This is a genomic window from Enterococcus sp. DIV1083b, from assembly GCF_051713705.1.
Classification (GTDB): Bacteria; Bacillota; Bacilli; order Lactobacillales; family Enterococcaceae; genus Enterococcus_D; species Enterococcus_D casseliflavus.
Genome location: NZ_JBIOQJ010000001.1, coordinates 1,078,013 through 1,097,090, shown reverse-complemented (window position 1 = coordinate 1,097,090; position 19,078 = coordinate 1,078,013). Strand labels below are relative to the sequence as shown.

The following is a 19,078-nucleotide window of genomic DNA, read 5'->3' as shown; positions in this document are numbered from 1 at the left end:
TTAGAATAATGCTGAATCTGGTTCTAGTTTACGAACAACCAAATTCGCTGTTAGTAATAGTAATGCCCCAACCACTGATTGATAAAGGCCGGCAGCTGCGGTCATCCCGAAGTCGCCTGTGGCAGTCAGTCCATTATAAATGTACGTATCTAAAACGGAGGTGACTTGGTACAACGCCCCAGAGTTTCGTGGGACTTGATAGAAAAGTCCGAAGTCGGCACGGAAGATCCCACCGATGTTCAAAATCAACAAAACAGAAATCATTGGAATCAGCTGTGGCAACGTCACATTTTTGATCTGCTGCCATTTGCTGGCGCCATCGACCATCGCGGCTTCGTAATACGTCTGATCGATCCCGACCACTGACGCATAATAGATGATGCTGTTGTAGCCTAAGCTCTTCCAGACATTCATAAAGACGAAAATAAACGGCCACCATTTCGGATCAGCATACCAGTTGATTCCTTCACCGCCCATACCCGTGATCCATTGGTTAATGATCCCTTTGTCTGGACTCAAAAAGGCATAGACAAAGTACGAAATAACCACCCAAGAAAGGAAGTACGGCAACAGGGACATCGTGTGATACACTTTTACCAAGCGCTTATTGCGCAGCTCACTCATAATAATGGCAAAGGCAATCGCAAAGAATAGGTTGAATGCTAAAAATACGATATTGTAGAGTAGGGTATTTCTAGTGATCAGCCAAGCATCATTAGATGCAAATAAAAATTTAAAGTTATCAAAGCCGACCCATGGGCTTTGTTTCAAACTGGCAAAAAAGCCGTCTGGTGAAATGTGGAAATCTTTGAACGCCACCACATTTGCGAATACAGGTATATAGAAAAAAAAGATAAACCAGACAACACCTGGCAAAGCCATCAATATCAATGCTTTGTATTGCCAGACATTCCTCCAAAACCCCTTTTTCTTCACATCTCATCATCTCCTTCATGCTACTAGAATAACGCTTTCATCCCTAAAAAATAAGGAACAAACTAAAGATAAAATGAAACAAATTAAAGGTCTTTGTTTATATTTTGTTTTTATTCTCTAAAAAACTGAAAAACGTCCTACCTTTTGCAAGATAGGACGCTTCATTGATTTGTTTTTTATGAATGATCAGTCGACAAAGCCGTTTTGTAGAATCACTTCGTGGAACCACTCACCAGACTTTTTGATGGTCCGTTTTTGGGTAGCCAAATCGACAGCAATAAACCCGTAACGATTTTTGAATTCATTCAGCCAAGACCAATTGTCCATGCAGGTCCACATGTGATACCCGCGGCACTGGCTGCCTTCTTGGATCGCTTGGTGAACATACCGCAAATGATCTTTGATAAAGGTGATGCGGTACTCATCTTGGATCTGACCGCTGGCATCGATAAAGCGTGTTTCATCTTCGACCCCCATGCCGTTTTCTGAAATATAACAGGGGATATTGCCGTAGTTGTCTCGTAGGTTGATCAAGGTATCATAGATGCCTCGTTCATAGATCTCCCAGCCTCGATGGGGATTGATTTTCTTTTCTGGCCAATCATACACATCGAAGTAATCTTCTGGCATTGGTGTGTCCGCTGTTTTGGCAGAACGCTTTTGCTGCACCCGCCGTGGCTGATAATAGTTGACCCCCAAGAGATCGACCGTGTTTTCTTTAATGATCTGCAAATCTTCTGCCCTGGTTTCTGGCATGATCGCCAACTCGTTTAAGACAGCGATCAATTCTACAGGAAAGGTGCCTTTGACCGCTGGATCTAAGAAGGATCGGTTAAAAAAGGCATCTGCCAGTTGCGCCGCTTGGACATCTTTTTCATCGTTCGGATCTTTCGGATAAGTCGGTGTCAAATTCAAGATGATGCCGATTTCGCCTGATTGCTGAGATTGACGGAAGCGTTGGATCGCTAAGGAGCTGGCGAGTGCTTCATGGTAGCCGACTTGCACCGCATGTGCCAAGTTGATTTCTGCTGGGTAATGCTGTTGATACAAATACCCCATCTCCACTGGCACGATCGGTTCATTTTGCGTGAACCAATGACGGACTTGATCACCGAACAACTCAAAACACAAAGCAGCATAATCTGCAAATGCTGTGACAGCCTCGCGATTGAGCCAGCCGCCTTCTTTTTGCAGTGCCATCGGCATATCAAAATGATACAAATTGATGAAGGGTTCGATACCATTTTCGATCAAAGTGGCGAAGTACTCGCGATAAAACGCCACCGCTTGTTGATTGACCGCTCCTCTTCCTTCTGGCAGCAAGCGACTCCACTGAATCGAGGTTCGAAAAGAATTAAAGCCGATCTCTTTCATCAACGCCACATCTTCTGGGTAACGCTGCAGCAGCTGGACGGTATCTTTTGGTCCCCGTTTTTGATAAAAACGTTCTGGCTCCGTTGCGTACCAATAGTCCCAAATCGAATCGCCTTTACCATCATCGGCCGTTCGTCCTTCAGTTTGCGGACCGCTGGCGGCGGCTCCCCACCAAAAATCTTTAGGAAAATGCAAGTTAGTCATGGGCAGTCACCTGCTCTTTGCCTAACAAGAGACAGCCGATAATCCCGCTTTTGTTCGGCAAGCCCCAAGTGACGATGTAGTCTTCCACTGGTGGTGTCTCCATATAGCCTGCCATTTGTTTTTGGAAGGCTTGTTGGATTTGAGCGAGTAGATGCGGCTGATTCATGACCCCGCCGCCTAAAATGATTTTCTCAGGTGCTAAGGTCAACGTGATATTGACCAGCGCTTGCCCTAGATAAAAGGCCTGCAACCCCCAAATCTCGTGCGCTTGCGGCAAGTCTTGTCCTTTGATCCCCGTACGTCCTTCTAAAGAAGGCCCTGCGGCTAATCCTTCCAGACAGTCGCCGTGATACGGGCAGGTGCCAGCATACGTATCTTCACTGTGGCGTTTGACATAGGTATGACCGATTTCTGGATGACCGATCCCCTCGAAAATCTTTCCTTCACGAACGACTCCTGCGCCAATGCCGGTTCCTACTGTCAAATAGACACAGCTGTCTTTGCCTTGCGCCGCTCCTTGGCGTAATTCCCCATAAGCGGCAGCATTGACATCTGTTGTCCAAGCAAATGCTGTCTCTGGGTAGCGCTTCTTCAATGCACCGAGAAAATCGAACTGCTGCCAGCCCTGTTTCGGCGTCGCTAGTATGTGGCCATAGGTCGCTTGGGTTGGATCGATCCCGATCGGACCAAAGGAACCGACCCCTAATGACACGAGATCGTAGGGATCGAAAAAGGCAAAGATCGCCGCTAACGTTTCCTCTGGTGTTGTCGTTGGGATCGACTCTTGGGCGATGATCGTCAACTGGTCATCGGCAACGGCACAGATCATTTTTGTGCCGCCGGCTTCAATTCCTCCATAAACCATCATTACTCACTCCTTTACTCCAATGGTACGAATTTCATATGGGTGTAATTGCTGATTGACGGTCAATGCTTGTTCTTCCTCTAAAAGGTTCAACAGACAGAGCGTCGCCTGCTCTTTTTGCACGTGAAAGGCAGTGGCTTGATCCGCTAAATTATAGCCTCGCAAAACGATCTGCTGGTCTTGGCGATTGCGTTTTAAGGCGGTGATAGCTACTGTCGATCCATGAGCTTCCATGTATTGGTTGCTGCTGGCTATCTTGCCTTGATGTTTGTCGGTCTGACTTGCCGTCCAAGGAACTTGGGCAGCTTGTGCTTGGCGATACGTTTCATAACGTTCTTTAGGAGCCCCATGACAGGCTACGCCGTATTCAAAGGTGTGGCTGCCTAAGCATTGCGCTTCTGGTGTTGGGAAGTAGCCCCAATCGCCTAGCTCTCCCGTACAGCGCAACAAGGTCAAGCAGATCTGATCCTTCACGATTTCATATTCGTTCAAACCAAAATTAGAAACCGTCATGCCGCTAGTTTCATCATGCAAGTTGACAAAGGCGTGCTGATGCTGCGGATTTGTTGGGTTTTCCCAATGACTGGAAACCTGATTCGGCCGTTTTACGACTTCATAAATGCTGTCAGCTTCATGGAAATCCGTGATGATCCCTGTTGGGAATAACACTCGCAGTCGGTGATCTTTGCTTTGGTTGTTGACGGTGGTTTTAAATGCCAGGCGGTTGCTGGTTCGTTCTAAACGGATCTCCGTCTCGATCTTGAAAGCAACCAATTCTTGACTCCGCTGTGCCTTACGGAAACGGAAATCGACGACAGCTTTTTGTTCTTCTAACAAACGGTCATCTGCTGAAACGGGAATCTGCAATTCTTGCGTCAGTCGCACGATCCCCACCAGTGGATCGTTTTGTTCGATCGTCACGTGATGCGGAAATTGTGTCGATAAGATTGCTTGATCCCCTTCTGGTTGTTTGAAGATGTACTCATTGGCGATATCCCCCACATCCTCGAAAACCAGTAAATTGCGATACGTTTTTTGGGTTGCTTTGTCTGTAATCGCCAAGCTGCCGTTTTCAGTAATGACGGCTTCCAAATGTGCGTTGGCAAGTTTGCGCCCTCCTTCTGAAACGATCGGGGCGCTCTCTACTGGCGTAGCGGCTTTTTCTACTAGGGCAAAGGTCTGCCATGAAAATTCTGGCAACTGGTTTGCTTCAACTTGGACCTTGACAAAGCGTTTCATGAAAGGAATCCGAAAAGCATCTTTAGGCAATTCATAGTCAAAAAGGACCTCTTCTTCACTGATGATCGCAGCAACAGGGTTCCCCTGTTCATCGATCACCGAATAAGAACCTTTTGGCTTCGCCAACAATTCGTGGTAAAGCTTGCTTGGCAATCCTTCACGGAATGTTTTACGCTCAAGTTCGATCACGACTTCCACTAAACCAGAACGGGTGCTGCCAGTGGTGTTGAAGACCACGAAGGGGCGACTCTCCTCAGGAAACTGGCTCGTGTCGATGGCGGCTACTAAATTGCGTAACGCTTCATCTGCCACGAACTTGCCGATTTCATTGGCTTTTTCAAACCGCGGCATCATTTCTCGGTGTACTTCGTCCACTGAACAGCCGCAGATGCTGTCGTGAGGATGATTTTGCATCAGGGTTTTCCACGCATGATCCAACATATCGTGAGGATAGCTGCCGCTTGCTTCATAAGCCATAGTTGCTAATGGCTCCGCAACATTTTCTAATTGGCGGGAAACCTTTGTATTCCATTGTTTTAGATAAACTCGGGAAGAGGCGGTATTGGCTAGAGTATACCAACCATCGGTTTCTTGACTGGTCAATTCACCTGTGACAGTTCCTAGGTCATCTGGCAGATCTGCTTGCACCGCTTCAAGGTATTCGGTAAAGCTGGCGTGTTTGAATTCATACTCTGGGAATAGCTCGTTGGCTGTACGAATCGCTGCCGAAATGTCTTTTTGGACGGGTTGATGATCGACCCCATTCATCATTAAGTAATGATTGGTGGCTCCAAATTTTTCTACATCTTGCAGTTTTTGTGTCCAAAAAGCTTTGGCTTCTGCTTTATCCACTGGAATCTCATTGCCATTGGAGTACCAGTTGGCAAAAAGTAGACCAAAGATTTGACTGCCATCTGGACCTTCCCAATGCATTTCAGAATATTGGGAAGTAAATTGATCATCGGGTAAAACTTCGTTGTCAAAGCCGATCGGTTTGACGCCACGTCCAAATGCAGCACTTTCAAGATTGGCTTGCAGCATCATTTGCGGGGTTTGCCCCATATTGCCGAAAGTATCTGGGAAATACCCCAACATAACAGGGGTGCCCCACTTTTTGCTTTCTGCCTTTCCAATCAGCATATTACGGGTGTTTGATTCAGCACTGATCAAAAAGTCATCTTGCAAAATATAAAACGGACCGATCTGTAATTTTCCTTGTTTGATGGCCGCTTTGACCGCTTCGCGTTTTTCAGGTCGCACTTCTAAATAGTCATCCAAGATGATCGTCTGCCCATCTAGATGGAAGCTGTGGAACTCAGGGTCATTTTCAATTAACTCTAAAAGATCATCCATCAATTCAACTAGCCGCATGTGATGCTGTTCGTAAGGCATGTACCATTCCCGATCCCAGTGGCTGTGTGAGATGATATAAACTTGTTTCTTCATTGATTTTTACTCCTCGCTGTTTGCGTCGTTGGACTGCTTTTTGTGTCACTCGAATGGTGGTGGGTCGTGCTGCTTATTTTTCCACTCGGATATCGAAATAATCCATGACCAATTCACAAAACATCATGTTCGCCCACGAGAACCATTCTCTCGTGTATTGCGAAGGATCATCGACATCGAACCCTTCATGCATCAAATTTGTACCCGCATCTGTCGCCACTAACTGATCCAAAATTCGTTTCTTTTCTTCTTTGTCAGTGGTGGTCATCCCTTCCATTGCCATGGCGATCGGCCAAACATAATTTTCTGGTGTATGAGAGCTACCAATGCCTTTGGCGTATTTCCCTTCATAGAAATACGGATTTTCACTGCTCAACAACGTTTTACGGGTTTGAAGATAAAGGGGATCTTCCATGCTGCCATACCCCAAGTAAGGGGCGGCGATCAAATTCGGCACATTGCTGTCATCCATCAGGGTGCCATTGCCGAATCCATCCACTTCATAGGCGTAGACTTCTTCGCCAGCTTGGTTCGTGGTCAACCCGTATGCTTTAATCCCTGCTTCGATATCTGCTTGCAATTTTTTCGCTTGTGCCACGATCGCTGCGTCTTCTAAAACCGTCGTAAAGATTTCTTGGATATAGCCTAAGACCACCACCGCAAACATATTGGAGGGAATCAAATAGCCGTATTTGCAGGCATCATCACTTGGTCGAAAGCCTGACCAAGTCAAGCCGACAGGTTTCACTGGTGCGCCTTTGCCGCCATGAGTCAAGGTATCTTCTTTTCGCCAGGTATCCCGTTCAAAGCGATATGGAGATTCCTCATGATTTTGTTCTGTCACAAACACCTCCAAGGCTTTTTTGATGCCTGTTACAAAATCATCATTGAACTGATCGGTTCTACCTGTGTTTTTATATAGCAGATAGGCCAGTTGGATCGGATAGCATAGAGAGTCGATCTCATATTTGCGTTCCCAGATCCAATCGTTCATTTCAGTATCGTCTGTTTGGTGGCCAGCGCCATTGGCTGATTCGTTAAAGGCATTTGCGTAAGGATCGATCGTAATATAGTAGAATTGCTTTTTAACTAACCCGCTGATCATGCTTGCTAAGTCTTCATCTTCTTTGGCGATCACCAAATACGGACGAACTTGTGCAGTGGAATCTCGCAGCCACATCGCTGGAATATCCCCCGTCAGTAAAAAGGTCGTGCCATCCTCATGACGCTTGACCGTCGTTAATAGTGTATTGGCGAAAGCTGCGTTAAAATTTTTCGCCCAATCGGCATGCGTTTCTCCGCATAGATCCGTAATCGTTTCCATAAATGTTGCTACTGAAGTTGGTATTTCTTTATAAACCATTCCATCACCTTCCCTGATTTGATATATCAATTTACGAACCTAGTATATCATGAATTATCTGAATGTCTAGCGCTTTTCCAAAATAATTAAAGGGTTTTCATTTTTATTAGTTTATGGTATGCTAACAAATATGATATATCAAAAGGGGTTTTCTTATGAAACAACCATTATATAAAAAAATTTACGCGGAGCTTCACGAAGCCATCGTTGAAGGGCGATTAGCGCCTGGCAGTCGTGTCCCTACTGAAAAAGAACTATCTGAACAATACCAAGTCAGTCGGATCACCTCTAAAAGAGCCTTGACGGAACTGGAACAAAATCAGCTGATCTATCGCGTGCAAGGCAGCGGCAGCTTTGTCCGAGAATTGAAGGAAAAAAAAGCGACTGGACGAATTTTGTTTGTCTTGCCCTTTGCCAATGATCTCTCTTTAGGAAACTTTACCGAAGGCATTTACCCCGTGATGCAAGAACACGGCTTTGAACTTTTGATGACACCAGTGGATTATTTGGAAAAAACGACGGCAGCTGAGCTGATGCAAGAATTCGACGGCCTGATCTATTACGCCAGCAATACGTTTTCTTACTATGACTTGCTGTTCGAATGTGCTGAAAAACACTTTCCTATCGTGACCTTAGATAAAAAGCTGCATGAGTTTGATTTTCCAGCGGTCATGCCAGATAACTTTCAAGGTGGACAGCTAGCTACGGAGCATTTACTTGCGTTGGGGCATCAACGGATCGCTTATATTTTTGGTGATACCCATCATCCACAATCCGTCCGTCAGCGTTATCTAGGTTACATCGATGCGCTGAAAAAAGCCCAAAGAACCTTTCGCACCAAGCTCGACGACACAGCTGCCAGTATCGCAAATGCGCTTGCCTACCTGGAAGAACATCAGGTCACGGCAGCCGTCTGTGAAAATGACTTGATCGCCATCGAATTGATGCGGGCATTGCGCCAAGCAGATTTGCACGTCCCTGCCAACATTTCCCTGGTTGGTTTCGATAATATCCAAGCCGCTGCCCTCGTTGATCCAGCACTAACGACCATCGGGCAGAATTTTGCGGAGATGGGGCGCTTGGCAGGAAACCAAGTGATTGAGAAAATCAACGCTGCGAAGGCAGCACCCCCAGTACCAACGGAGACGACCACCCATTTAGTGGCTGTTTCTTTGATCAAAAGAGAATCAACCCAATTAAAGGAGTGAACCAAGTGAACGTATCAATGATCGACACACGACACGGAACAGACAACCAATATAGTTTTTCCCATGGCAACTGCCTGCCTTATACAGGGGTTCCTTTTGGCATGAACTACTTTGCCCCGCAAACCAGCGATCAACGAGGCAGTTGGTGGTTTCATCCAGAAGATCGAACCTTTCAGGGCTTTCGCATCACCCATCAGCCTAGCCCTTGGATGGGTGATTTCAGCCATCTGACGATGCTGCCGCTAAACGGCACGCTTTCTGAAAATACCCTTTTCCATGCGCAAAGCTCGTATCGTCCGGAAGAAAGCACCTTTAATCCAGCCTTTCTTAAAATCAAGACGCAGCGGTATTTAACAACAACGACTTTGATTCCCAGTATGTATGGCGGTGTGCTGACTATTGAAAACTGCGGGGATCAGCCGGGTCTTGGCTTGTCACTGCCGGGTGACTATGTCTTAGAACAGTTGGATGAACAGACAGTGGCTGGTCAACTGATCGTATTTTCAGGATGCGAAGACGAAAGCTTCACCTTCCATTTCGTCTATCGTTTTGAAACACCCATCACGGCGATCGAAGGTGCCTTGACAGGCAAAGAAGCCTTCGTCGTTCTCCGCTTTGATGATTGCCAAACACAGACGATCCGTTTTGCAACCTCGTTTCTCAGTCGCGAACAAGCTTGTTTGAACTTGCAGCGGGAACAGCAATGGGCTCCTGCCGATTATCTGGCTTCTGTCCAACAGCAATGGAATCATTTTTTGCAAAAAATCGAGATCGAGCATCACGATCAAGCACAAGTTTCTACTTTTTATCATAATTTTTATCGCTTATTCTTGTTTCCTCAAACCTTCTTCGAAATCGATCAAGAGGGTCGCAAAGTGCACTGGGATACCTTGGCAAAAGCGATCAAACCAGGACCACTGTACACAAACAACGGCTTTTGGGATACGTATAAAACTGTCTACCCGCTCTTTTCACTCTTGGCTGTCGAACAATTGGAAGACATGCTGGAAGGCTTTTTGAACAGTTATCGCGAAAGCGGCTTTTTACCAAAATGGCTATCACCTGATGAGCGTGGATTGATGCCCGGGACGCTGATCGATGCCGTGATCGCTGATGCCGCAGTAAAAGACATTCGTCCCGATTTGATGCCCGAATTTTTAGCAGCGATGAAAAAAGGTGCCACCGTCCAAAGTGAAAATCCCAATTATGGTCGGCGCGGCACGACGGACTATTTGACTTACGGGTATGTGCCATTGACGCATCATGAATCGGTCAATCACACCCTTGATTATTGTTACAGTGATTTTTGTATCTCACAAGTCGCGCAACAGCTGGGTGACGAGCAAGCAGACTATTATCAGCAGCAATCGCAAAATTACCGCAACATTTTCGATCAGGAGACCGGCTTTATGCGGGCAAAAGACCCAGATGGCGCTTTTCGTCCAGAGTTTAGTGACACACGCTGGGGCTTGGATTATGCAGAAGGCAGTGCGTGGCAAAGTAGTTTTGCTGTTTACCATGATTTCGCTGGCTTGATCACTGCACACGGCGGCAAAGCGGCCTTTGAAGCAAAACTGATCGACTTGTGCAATCAAGAACCTCGCTATACGACAGAAGGCTACGGGTTCGAGATCCATGAAATGAGTGAGATGGCCGCACTCGATTTTGGTCAGCTGGCGATCTCCAATCAGCCAAGCTTCCACTATCCGTATCTATTCAGCTATTTGGGCAAACCAGAAATGGCACAGCCCTTGATCAAGCAGTTACTGACACAGTGCTTCAATGACTCACCAAAAGGCTTTCCTGGCGATGAAGACAACGGCAGCATGGCTGGTTGGTACATCTTCAATGCCTTGGGCTTTTATCCAGTCACACCGGGGACAGGCGAATATGTCATTGGCATGCCCTTATTTGATCAAGCAACACTGCATCTTGCTTCAGGCAAAGACTTAGTGATCAAGAGCACGCCCAATGCGCCGCAACAGCTCTTCGTGGATAAAATTACATTGAACGAAGAACCCTTCGAGCGATTATTTTTCACCCACCAAGAATTGACTGCCGGTGGTACATTGAACTTCCAGCTAGGTATCGTCCCTCGCAGCAAAGAGTGGTCAGCCGATGCCTATCCTTATAGCGTCAGTCAACCACATGCATAACGAAAAAACCGCTCCTTAGCAACAGGCAGCAGTCTACTTTCAGTCAATTGAAAGTGCACGCTGTCCCTGCCAGGGAGCGATTTTTTTATTGTTTCATTTGTAGCGGTAACAGACGTTCGATAGTTTTCAGCACGCCATTTTCATCGTTTGATTTGGTCACAAACGCTGCCGCTGCCTTGACTTCCTCAAAGGCATTGCTCATGGCGAAACTAAACGTGCCAGCTGCCATCAACTCCAAATCGTTCAAGCCATCGCCGAAAACCATTGTCTCCTCGGGTGTGACGTGCAGCAATTCTTGCAAGTGTGCCACAGTCGTTCCTTTGTGGACGCCTTGATTGGTGATATCGATCCAAGCGGCTTCCGAAGCCACGATGTACGCTTCATTAGTAAATTCGCTTAACTGTTGGACATGCTCAAAACAACGTAGTTTGGGATCAAAAATAGTGAGCTTCACAAAATCTTCTGTGATAGTTTGATAATCCGCCACCGTTTTGACCACCCGATAAGAGCCACGCACTTTCTGCGCATCCGCTTCATTGGTTGTGTCAGCAATGTACGCCGCAGTCGGTGTACAAGCGATGATCACATGATCTTGCGCAATCGCAGCGAGCTTCGCAATGATCCGCCGCCCTAATTCGTTTGGCAGCAGCGATTCAAAGATGTACTCTCCTTGATGTTTGATGCGGGTCGCGCTATCCCCAAGAATCCAAACATCCGCTGCTGCTTCACCAAACAGTTCTTCCACTCGTTCACACTGTTTGCCGGTACACGCAGCAAAAGCAACACCCGCTTCTTTCATTTGTTGGCTGACTTGTTCATAATAAGGCCGATCAAAACTGCCTTGGCTGTTCAAAAATGTGCCGTCTAAATCTGTGATGACTAATTTGATCATACGTTTCTCTTCCCCTCTACCTCGTGTCCTCTTCATGGCGAATCACTTAATTAACATTGTTAATTAAGTATACTTATTTTCAAGTTTTCCGTCAAGTCAGTCTTTTAAAAACTTTACATCGTTCCATCCCGTCGGTATACTTAATTAAATCACTTCATTAAGGAGAACACCTATGGCTTCTACCACCCATTCCATTCGCCAGCAAAACAAACAGCTGGTTTTAAAAACCTTATTTCAAAACGGGGCATTATTCGCCTCCGATTTAGTAAAGAAAACCGGCATCAGCATGGTCACCACTAACTCATTATTAAAAGAATTGTTGGCAGAGGGGGAAATCACTAAAGGTCCGCTGGAGCAAAAAGAGCTAGGGCGGCCTGCTGTGACCTATCAGCTCAACCAAGACCGAGGTCATTCTCTTTTGCTTAGCTTTATTGATCACGATGGTTCCTTGGCTCTTTGGTCCATGCTAATCGACCGCAAGGGAAAGGTTTTGGCAAAACACGACCAGCCCTTTCCTGATGTTGCCCCCCATCGCTTTCAAGAATGTGTAACGAACGAGCTAGCATTATTTCCCTCTGTGGAACAGATCGCCCTCTTTTTACCAGGAAAAATCAGTGGAGGAACCGTGACTTCCAGCTGGTATGAAAAATTCAATGGCTGGCACCTGGCAGCCCTCGTGGCAGAGATCACTGCACTGCCCTTCTACTGTCAAAACGATGCCCATATTATAACGATCGGCTATTGCATCGCCCAACAGATCTCTTTGCAGCAAACCATCGTCGGCATGTACAATCCCGAAAAAAGCATGCCTGGTATCACGCTCCTGGTCAATGGTGCACTTTTAGAAGGAAAAGATGCCCTAGCGGGAGAGGCAAAATTTTTGCCCGGCTACTTGGATCAAGGGGCACCGCAAGACCGCACGGCTTTGGTTCAGCGCCTGACAAGCTTACTGCCATTTTACAATGCAGCTTTTGCCCCCCACTGTATTATTTTAGCCAGCAGTGATGCAGTAAAAACCGATCTCTTAGACGCGATCCAAAAAAATCCATTGCTGCAGCAACAACCCAATCAGCCTGCTTTTCATTATATCGATGCCATCGAGGAAGCCATGGTGCTAGGCATGCACTGGCTGATTTTCCGCAAGACACCTTTTGACTTAGCCCGTTGATGACACAATGACCATAGAATAATAGAGGCGGTGTGATATGAAAATAGCTATCATTGGTGCTGGTCCTCGTGGACTTTCACTTTCAGAACGACTGATCGCTCATAGCAAACAAAACAAACAAGCCATCAACTTGCTGCTGTTTGATCCCTTTCTTCCTGGGGCAGTTTGGCGCACGGACCAATCGGCGGATCTGCTATTGAATTCTGTAACCAGTCAAGTCACCCTTTTCACGGATGACACATTAAGCACCGGCGGTCCCGTGGTCAAAGGACCTACCTTATACGAATGGGCAGTGACAGAAGGGAAACATTTCGCAGCCACGCATGCCCCTGAGCTCGTTACGGAATGCACAGCACTTGATTCACTTGATCCTAACGGGCATTGCTCGCGGGCGTTATATGGCCTCTATCAGCAGTGGTTTTATCAGCAGCTATTAAAAGAGCTGCCTGAATCCATTACCGTCAACCATCTATCAGACAGTGTCAGCTCCTTGACCCCTCTTTCCAAAAATCGCTACCAGTTGACGACGGCTCACCACACATTTCTTGTTGATGCCGTCGTCTTAGCTACAGGCCATTCACAAGCCCAACTGTCAGCAGCAGAACAACGATTGGCGGCTGCCGCAGAAAATAATGGCTGGTTTTATGCACCGCCAGCCAATGCGGCAGATACGGATCTAAGGGCGGTGAAAGCTGGAGAACCTATGATTTTACGGGGACTAGGACTTGCTTTTTACGATTACGTCACCCGCTTGACCAGCGGTCGGGGCGGAACCTTCGTCAAAGTCAATGGATCCCTCGTCTATCAACCTTCTGGTGAAGAACCGCAAATCATCGCAGGTTCTCGTCGGGGTGTCCCGTATCATCCTCGTGGCCGCAATCAAAAAACACCGACGCAGCAGCGAAAGCCCGTTTTTTTGACCCCTGAACGCCTAGCTACTTGGCAAGCAGCCAAAACGGTTGCTGGCAAGACCCTACTCTTCTATTTAAAAAAAGAGGCAGAACTCGTCTATTATCAGACGCTGCTTTTAGAAAAACAGCTGCTGGACAAAGATCAGCTTGCCGCTTTTACCGCCGCCTTTGTTGCCTCTGAAGGATCTGAAGACTTGCTGAAAAAATGGCAGCTTCCTACGACGGAGTGGTGGTCATGGCAACAACTAGCCGACCCCTTTGCTCAGAAAAAGCAACAGTCGTTGCAAGACTTTTTCATTGCACTATTACGTACCCAAATCCAAGATGCCGAAAAAGGCAATCTAACAGGACCTATCAGCAGTGCCTTGGAAGTCTTCAAAGATCTGCGGGACCCGATTCGGTTTGTTCTCGATCATCAGCTAATGCCAGCACAAGACCTGAAAACACTCTTTTGGCAGTCTTTCGTTCCCTTGAACAGCTTTTTATCGATCGGACCGCCAGTTCAGCGACTGCAGGAACTGGTGGCATTGATGGAAGCGGGAGTGGTAACCTTACTAGGTTCTGACATGACTGTTGAGATCGAGGAGGCTTACTGTACGTATTCAAAGCGATTTGACGACACACGCTATCACGCGACGCAACTAATTGAGGCTCGCATTCCATCGACAGCGATTCGTCGAACCAATAATTCCTTGTTGCGGCAACTGCTAAACGATCGGATCATTCATCCACACCACTTGGCGATCCCCAATGAGGTGCCTTTTGAGACGGGTGCGATCGCCATCGATCCTGAGACCAATCAGATCCTTGGACCAGATGACCGCCCTTACCCTACCCTCTATTGTTTTGGGATTCCCACAGAAGGCATCCACTGGCTGACGGCTGCCACTGCTCAGCCAGGAACCGATGCTTGGAATTTACGGCAGGCGGACCAGATCGCCGCTGACCTCTTGCACCACACCTTCTAGTCGCTTCTGTTCTATCAAACGCAAACTTCCGAGGAAACGCTTCGGAAGTTTTTTGTTTTTCTTTCGCAAATCCGCTGAAAGGATTTTTCTTTTTTTGAATATTCTTGAAATTTCCTTTAATTGTTACACGAAAATTGCGACAGTCCTAGAAAACCGTTACAATGGAAGAAACGAACGTAGGGAGGTTATCAGATGACCGCTGAATTACAAAAAATAGATGCCTTGATCGCAGAAGTGGAAAAAGTGATTTTAGGCAAACGAGATGTGATCCAATTTACCGTGGCTGCGCTGCTTGCTGGCGGACACGTTTTATTCGAAGATATCCCCGGTGTCGGGAAAACGATGTTGGTCAAATCGTTAGCCAAAGCCATTCAAAGTGACTACAAACGGGTACAGTTTACCCCAGACCTTTTACCTAACGATGTGTTAGGTGTGTCGATTTTTAATTCCCAAAGCCACCAGTTCGAGTTTCGTCCTGGCCCGATCTTCACCTCCGTCCTCTTGGCAGATGAGATCAACCGAACCACACCAAGGACGCAAGCCTCACTCTTAGAAGCTATGTCAGAAAATCATGTCACCATCGACAATCAAACGTACCCATTGAGTCCCCACTTTTTTGTTTTAGCCACGCAAAATCCAATCGAGTATGAAGGAACGTATCCTTTGCCTGAAGCCCAATTGGATCGTTTTTTGTTCCGCCTGCATATCGGTTACCCAGATTTTCAAGATGAGCTCGCCCTCTTGACTGGAAAACGACAGCAAAGCTTGGATCAGATCCAAACCATTTTACATGCTGATGAAGTGACCGCTTTAAAAGCGATGGTCGATGACGTGTATGTCGATGAGCGGGTCGCCCGTTACGCATTGCAGCTGGTTCAAGCGAGCCGTCAGCATAATGCCATTGACCTTGGTATCAGCCCTCGTGGTGGGATCGCCTTCTTAAAAGGGGCCAAAGCGTTAGCATTGACGGAAGGTCGGACCTTTGTCACGCCGCAAGACTTGCAGCGAATTTTACCAGCAGTCTTCGGTCATCGTTTATTACTGAAAGGTGGCGTTCATGCCAGCACGGAGACCCTTTCAGACTTGATGAAACAGATGATCCAACGAGTGCCTGTCCCAACGAGGAGATAGCGATGAAGAAAAAGAAGCTTGAACGCCTGCTGCGCCTCCTGTTGTTTAGCGCTGCCTATTTTCTGCTGCTGGCTTACTGTGTGATCTTCAATAATAATGCTGGCTGGAGCCTTTGGTTTTTACTGACTTTGTTATTGTTGCTTGATGCAGTATTCTTGCTCCCCTCCCTCAAGAAGGTTCAAATCATTTTAGAAGAGTCGATCCAAGCTGAAACACACACAGCGATCACCTTACCGCTGCAAGTCTTCAAGTATCGCCCGACGCTGCTGCCGCTGGTCGATTTCACCTTACAGTTTGACGATCGTTTCAAGGAAAGTCATCACAGCACCTTTTATCGAGGCAATCTGATTCGGCTGCAGCTGCCTTGGACCCCAAAGGAGCGAGGCATCTATGAAGAATTGCCCGTTCAATTGTACAGCCATGATCTCTTTGGCTTTTTTGAAAAAAGCTACGCTGCAGTTGCGAAACAATCGATTTTTATCCTGCCTAAATTGGCGCCAGAAGCCGTTACCCTGCTGCCATTTTTTAAACAGCAAGTCCGCAGCCAAACCCACGGAGAACCCAATTTTTCTATTCGACAGTTCCGTCAATACCAGTTAGGGGATTCCTTAAAAAATATCGATTGGAAATTATCCAGCAAACAACAGGAATTGATCTATCGCGAACGAGAACATGAAGCAGAACATGACATCGTTCTGCTCTTTTGGGGAGAAGATCATCCTGCTTTTGAAGAGACTTTGACACTGTTTTATTCGATCCACCATTTCTCGCAAAATCAACGACTTTTTCAGCCGCTCTTGATTGGTGACGGATTGACTTCTCCTTACCAAACGGATGCCGCTGCCTATGCCCAGATCCTTCCCTTCGAGAAAGTTCCTGAAGGGGTACCGCTTTTGACTGGCAGCCATCTTGTCTTCATTACCCCGGTTTTTACCCCACAACTGGAAGACTACCTCAGTCAGTTGGAAGCAAAAAACAGCTGCCAAGTGTTTACCTACGCTGATTTAATGAGGCAGTTGAATAAACTTGAGGAGGCGGTAGGATGAGATTTATTAAGAAAGCGCTGATTGGTCTTCTGACCTTTCTCAGTCTATCACTGGTGATCTTGCCGTTTATCGCAGTTTATGACCTTGGCAATCAGTTCACCCTTTTAACTTATGCCTTTAGTGTCTGTTTGATTTTGACCGTGGTGCCGAAAGTCCGTTACAGTTTGCCTTTGCTGGCAGCCGCTTGGCTGATCGTCTTGTATCGGATCTTTCCTTATGGGACTGCCTTTTCTTTTGATTGGCTGCTGCGTTTTTGGCTAGACCTGCACCGTGCCTTTCAAGAGATCCTCAGCGGTGAAGTCGGCTATATCACCGAACTGGCGGCGGTGACATTGATCGTTAGTTGGGTTTTGTTTTTAGCGATCTTACCGATCGCTTATCAACGCTTTTTCTTGATTTACGCTACCATGATCGGCTACTTGCTAACAGTCGTGATTTTTAATCAATTTGATCTGACGTGGCATTTGATGGGTATTTTTCTTTGTGCCTTGGCTTCTTCACTGATCCAGCGCAGCGTCTTTCAATCCAGTCAAACGATCGCTCCCTGGTTCGCTGTGATGCTATTGATTGGTGGACTAGCCGTCACTGCTGTCTACTTGCCGCAAACGAGCCTGCGGGAACAGTTGGCAGCCCGTTCCACGCCTATACGGACAAATCTGAATCAGCTGGGTTTTTATCAATTTATTGAAGATCATGGCACGCCCAGCGGCTCTCGCACTGGATTCAGTGAAAACGACCGTCAATTAGGCGGACCACTACTGGATGATGCGACGATTTTATTTGAAGCGCAACAAGAAACCCCGCATTACTGGCGGGTGGAAAGCAAAGATTTTTATTCTGGTAAGGGCTGGATCAGTACGAGCCGCGAAGAGGCTCGCTTAGAAGCAGAGGCCGTCACGATCGCGGATCAAAGCTATCAGCAAGCCTATCTTGAGAACGAATCCGTTCGGATCCAATTTCAAAACCATGGAGACTATGTCCCATTGCCCTATGGACGCAGCACGTTGTCCCTTGAAAACGGTGCTCGCGGTTTTCAGATCAGCGACGCCATCCAGCGGGTCGATCTCATTGATCCACTCCCAGACACCACCTTGACCTTCGATTGGGACCATCCAGATTTTGCCGCAGAAAATCTCCAAAATCTGCCTTTGATCTATCCGGATTCTCCGATCGATTATATCCAGTTACCCGATTCTTTGCCGCAGCGGGTACGAGATCTCGCAGCTGAGATCACCGCTGACAGCAACAGTCTGTTTGATCAAGTCACGGCGGTTGAAAGCTATTTGAAAGATCCGCTCGTATTCCGCTATTCCAAAACCGATGCCGTCGTGCCTGCAGAAGAGCAAGATTATGTTGATCAATTTTTATTTGAATCACAAGTCGGCTACTGTGACAATTTTTCCACGGCAATGGTCGTGCTACTACGGAGTTTAGAGATCCCTGCTCGCTGGGCAAAAGGCTTTTCTCCTGGATCTCCTGCGACAGAAAACGGCATCACTACCTATACCGTTCGCAACTTGAATGCCCACTCATGGGTGGAGGTCTACTTTGACGGATACGGTTGGGTGCCTTTTGAACCGACCCCTAGTTTCCAAAATCCAGATCGTCCCGTGTTGACTCAAGAATCTACTAGCTCCGAAGAAACGCCGACCGCTAGCAGTGAAACAACACCAACGAGCAGCAGGGAAACAGAAAGTAGCGAAACCACGACCAGCAGTTCTGCAACAGCCGCGGTTACCGATGACGTTTGGTTGACTGAGGAGCTGAAACAAACGCTGCGCAATGGCTTCTTTGGAAGCTTAGCTCTCCTAGGACTTGGCCTGCTTTTCTATTTCCGCCATTCGTTTTTCCGTATTCATTTATGGTTGATCTGCCGCTTTAACAAACAGCCGCTAGTTGCTGCCTATCCTTTGTTTTTACGGCAAACGACGAAAGTTCTGTACCGTAACGAGGCGGAGCCGTTGATCGATTATGCCCAACGACTCGAAGCATTCTATCCACTGTTTCATGGTGATTTTATCCGCTTGACGCAGCAATACGAAGCCTACCTTTACAGCCAAGAACAGCCGGCTGGCCAAGAAGCCTTCTTGAAGCAAGTCGCTGCCCAAATCAGTCAGCTGAAAAAAATCAACTAAGCGGTGAGGATAAACGACAAAAAAACGTATCGATCA

The 19,078-nt window shown here is 47.0% G+C and carries 13 protein-coding genes; 7 read left to right on the top strand and 6 right to left on the bottom strand.

What is annotated here, in order from left to right:
* The 5 genes from IGI69_RS05060 to IGI69_RS05040 all read right to left on the bottom strand — a co-directional run bounded on the left by IGI69_RS05060 (position 1) and on the right by IGI69_RS05040 (position 7,427).
* Entirely contained in the window at positions 1-882 is an 882-nt protein-coding gene (locus tag IGI69_RS05060) for an ABC transporter permease (RefSeq protein WP_086294872.1), read from the bottom strand.
* A 240-nt stretch (positions 883-1,122) separates the two neighbouring features.
* Positions 1,123-2,514: a glycoside hydrolase family 1 protein gene (locus IGI69_RS05055; RefSeq protein WP_438739927.1), complete on the bottom strand. Its 1,392-nt coding sequence runs from the start codon at positions 2,512-2,514 to the stop codon at positions 1,123-1,125.
* Complete coding sequence (locus IGI69_RS05050) at positions 2,507-3,382, bottom strand: ROK family protein (RefSeq protein ID WP_081091708.1); 876 nt, start codon at positions 3,380-3,382, stop codon at positions 2,507-2,509. The genes IGI69_RS05055 and IGI69_RS05050 overlap by 8 nt, the downstream gene beginning before the upstream one ends.
* Positions 3,383-3,385: 3 nt before the next feature.
* A complete protein-coding gene (locus IGI69_RS05045) occupies positions 3,386-6,064 on the bottom strand; it encodes an alpha-mannosidase (protein ID WP_086294870.1) in 2,679 nt (892 codons plus the stop codon).
* A gap of 73 nt (positions 6,065-6,137) precedes the next feature.
* Complete coding sequence (locus IGI69_RS05040) at positions 6,138-7,427, bottom strand: glycoside hydrolase family 125 protein (RefSeq protein ID WP_086294869.1); 1,290 nt, start codon at positions 7,425-7,427, stop codon at positions 6,138-6,140.
* Positions 7,428-7,582: 155 nt separating this feature from the next.
* Between IGI69_RS05040 and IGI69_RS05035 the strand changes: the two genes are divergently transcribed.
* Entirely contained in the window at positions 7,583-8,635 is a 1,053-nt protein-coding gene (locus IGI69_RS05035; protein WP_086294868.1) for a GntR family transcriptional regulator, read from the top strand.
* A 5-nt stretch (positions 8,636-8,640) separates the two neighbouring features.
* On the top strand, positions 8,641-10,791 hold the full coding sequence (locus IGI69_RS05030) for a GH92 family glycosyl hydrolase (RefSeq protein WP_438739923.1): 2,151 nt from the start codon (positions 8,641-8,643) through the stop codon (positions 10,789-10,791).
* Positions 10,792-10,876: 85 nt separating this feature from the next.
* Here IGI69_RS05030 and IGI69_RS05025 read toward each other — a convergent pair whose 3' ends face one another.
* Positions 10,877-11,683: a Cof-type HAD-IIB family hydrolase gene (locus IGI69_RS05025; RefSeq protein ID WP_042890481.1), complete on the bottom strand. Its 807-nt coding sequence runs from the start codon at positions 11,681-11,683 to the stop codon at positions 10,877-10,879.
* A gap of 172 nt (positions 11,684-11,855) precedes the next feature.
* Between IGI69_RS05025 and IGI69_RS05020 the strand changes: the two genes are divergently transcribed.
* The 5 genes from IGI69_RS05020 (at position 11,856) to IGI69_RS05000 (ending at position 19,042) form a co-directional block, all read left to right on the top strand.
* The gene (locus tag IGI69_RS05020; protein ID WP_438739920.1) at positions 11,856-12,851 is read left to right on the top strand and encodes an ROK family protein; all 996 of its coding nucleotides are present in this window, start codon (positions 11,856-11,858) and stop codon (positions 12,849-12,851) included.
* Positions 12,852-12,888: 37 nt separating this feature from the next.
* Positions 12,889-14,730: an FAD/NAD(P)-binding protein gene (locus tag IGI69_RS05015; protein WP_438739918.1), complete on the top strand. Its 1,842-nt coding sequence runs from the start codon at positions 12,889-12,891 to the stop codon at positions 14,728-14,730.
* 192 nt (positions 14,731-14,922) lie between these two features.
* The gene (locus IGI69_RS05010) at positions 14,923-15,861 is read left to right on the top strand and encodes an AAA family ATPase (protein ID WP_005225502.1); all 939 of its coding nucleotides are present in this window, start codon (positions 14,923-14,925) and stop codon (positions 15,859-15,861) included.
* A gap of 2 nt (positions 15,862-15,863) precedes the next feature.
* Entirely contained in the window at positions 15,864-16,907 is a 1,044-nt protein-coding gene (locus tag IGI69_RS05005) for a DUF58 domain-containing protein (RefSeq protein ID WP_438739916.1), read from the top strand.
* The gene (locus tag IGI69_RS05000) at positions 16,904-19,042 is read left to right on the top strand and encodes a transglutaminase-like domain-containing protein (protein WP_167826820.1); all 2,139 of its coding nucleotides are present in this window, start codon (positions 16,904-16,906) and stop codon (positions 19,040-19,042) included. Before IGI69_RS05005 ends, IGI69_RS05000 begins: the two co-directional genes overlap by 4 nt.
* Positions 19,043-19,078 lie beyond the last annotated feature (36 nt).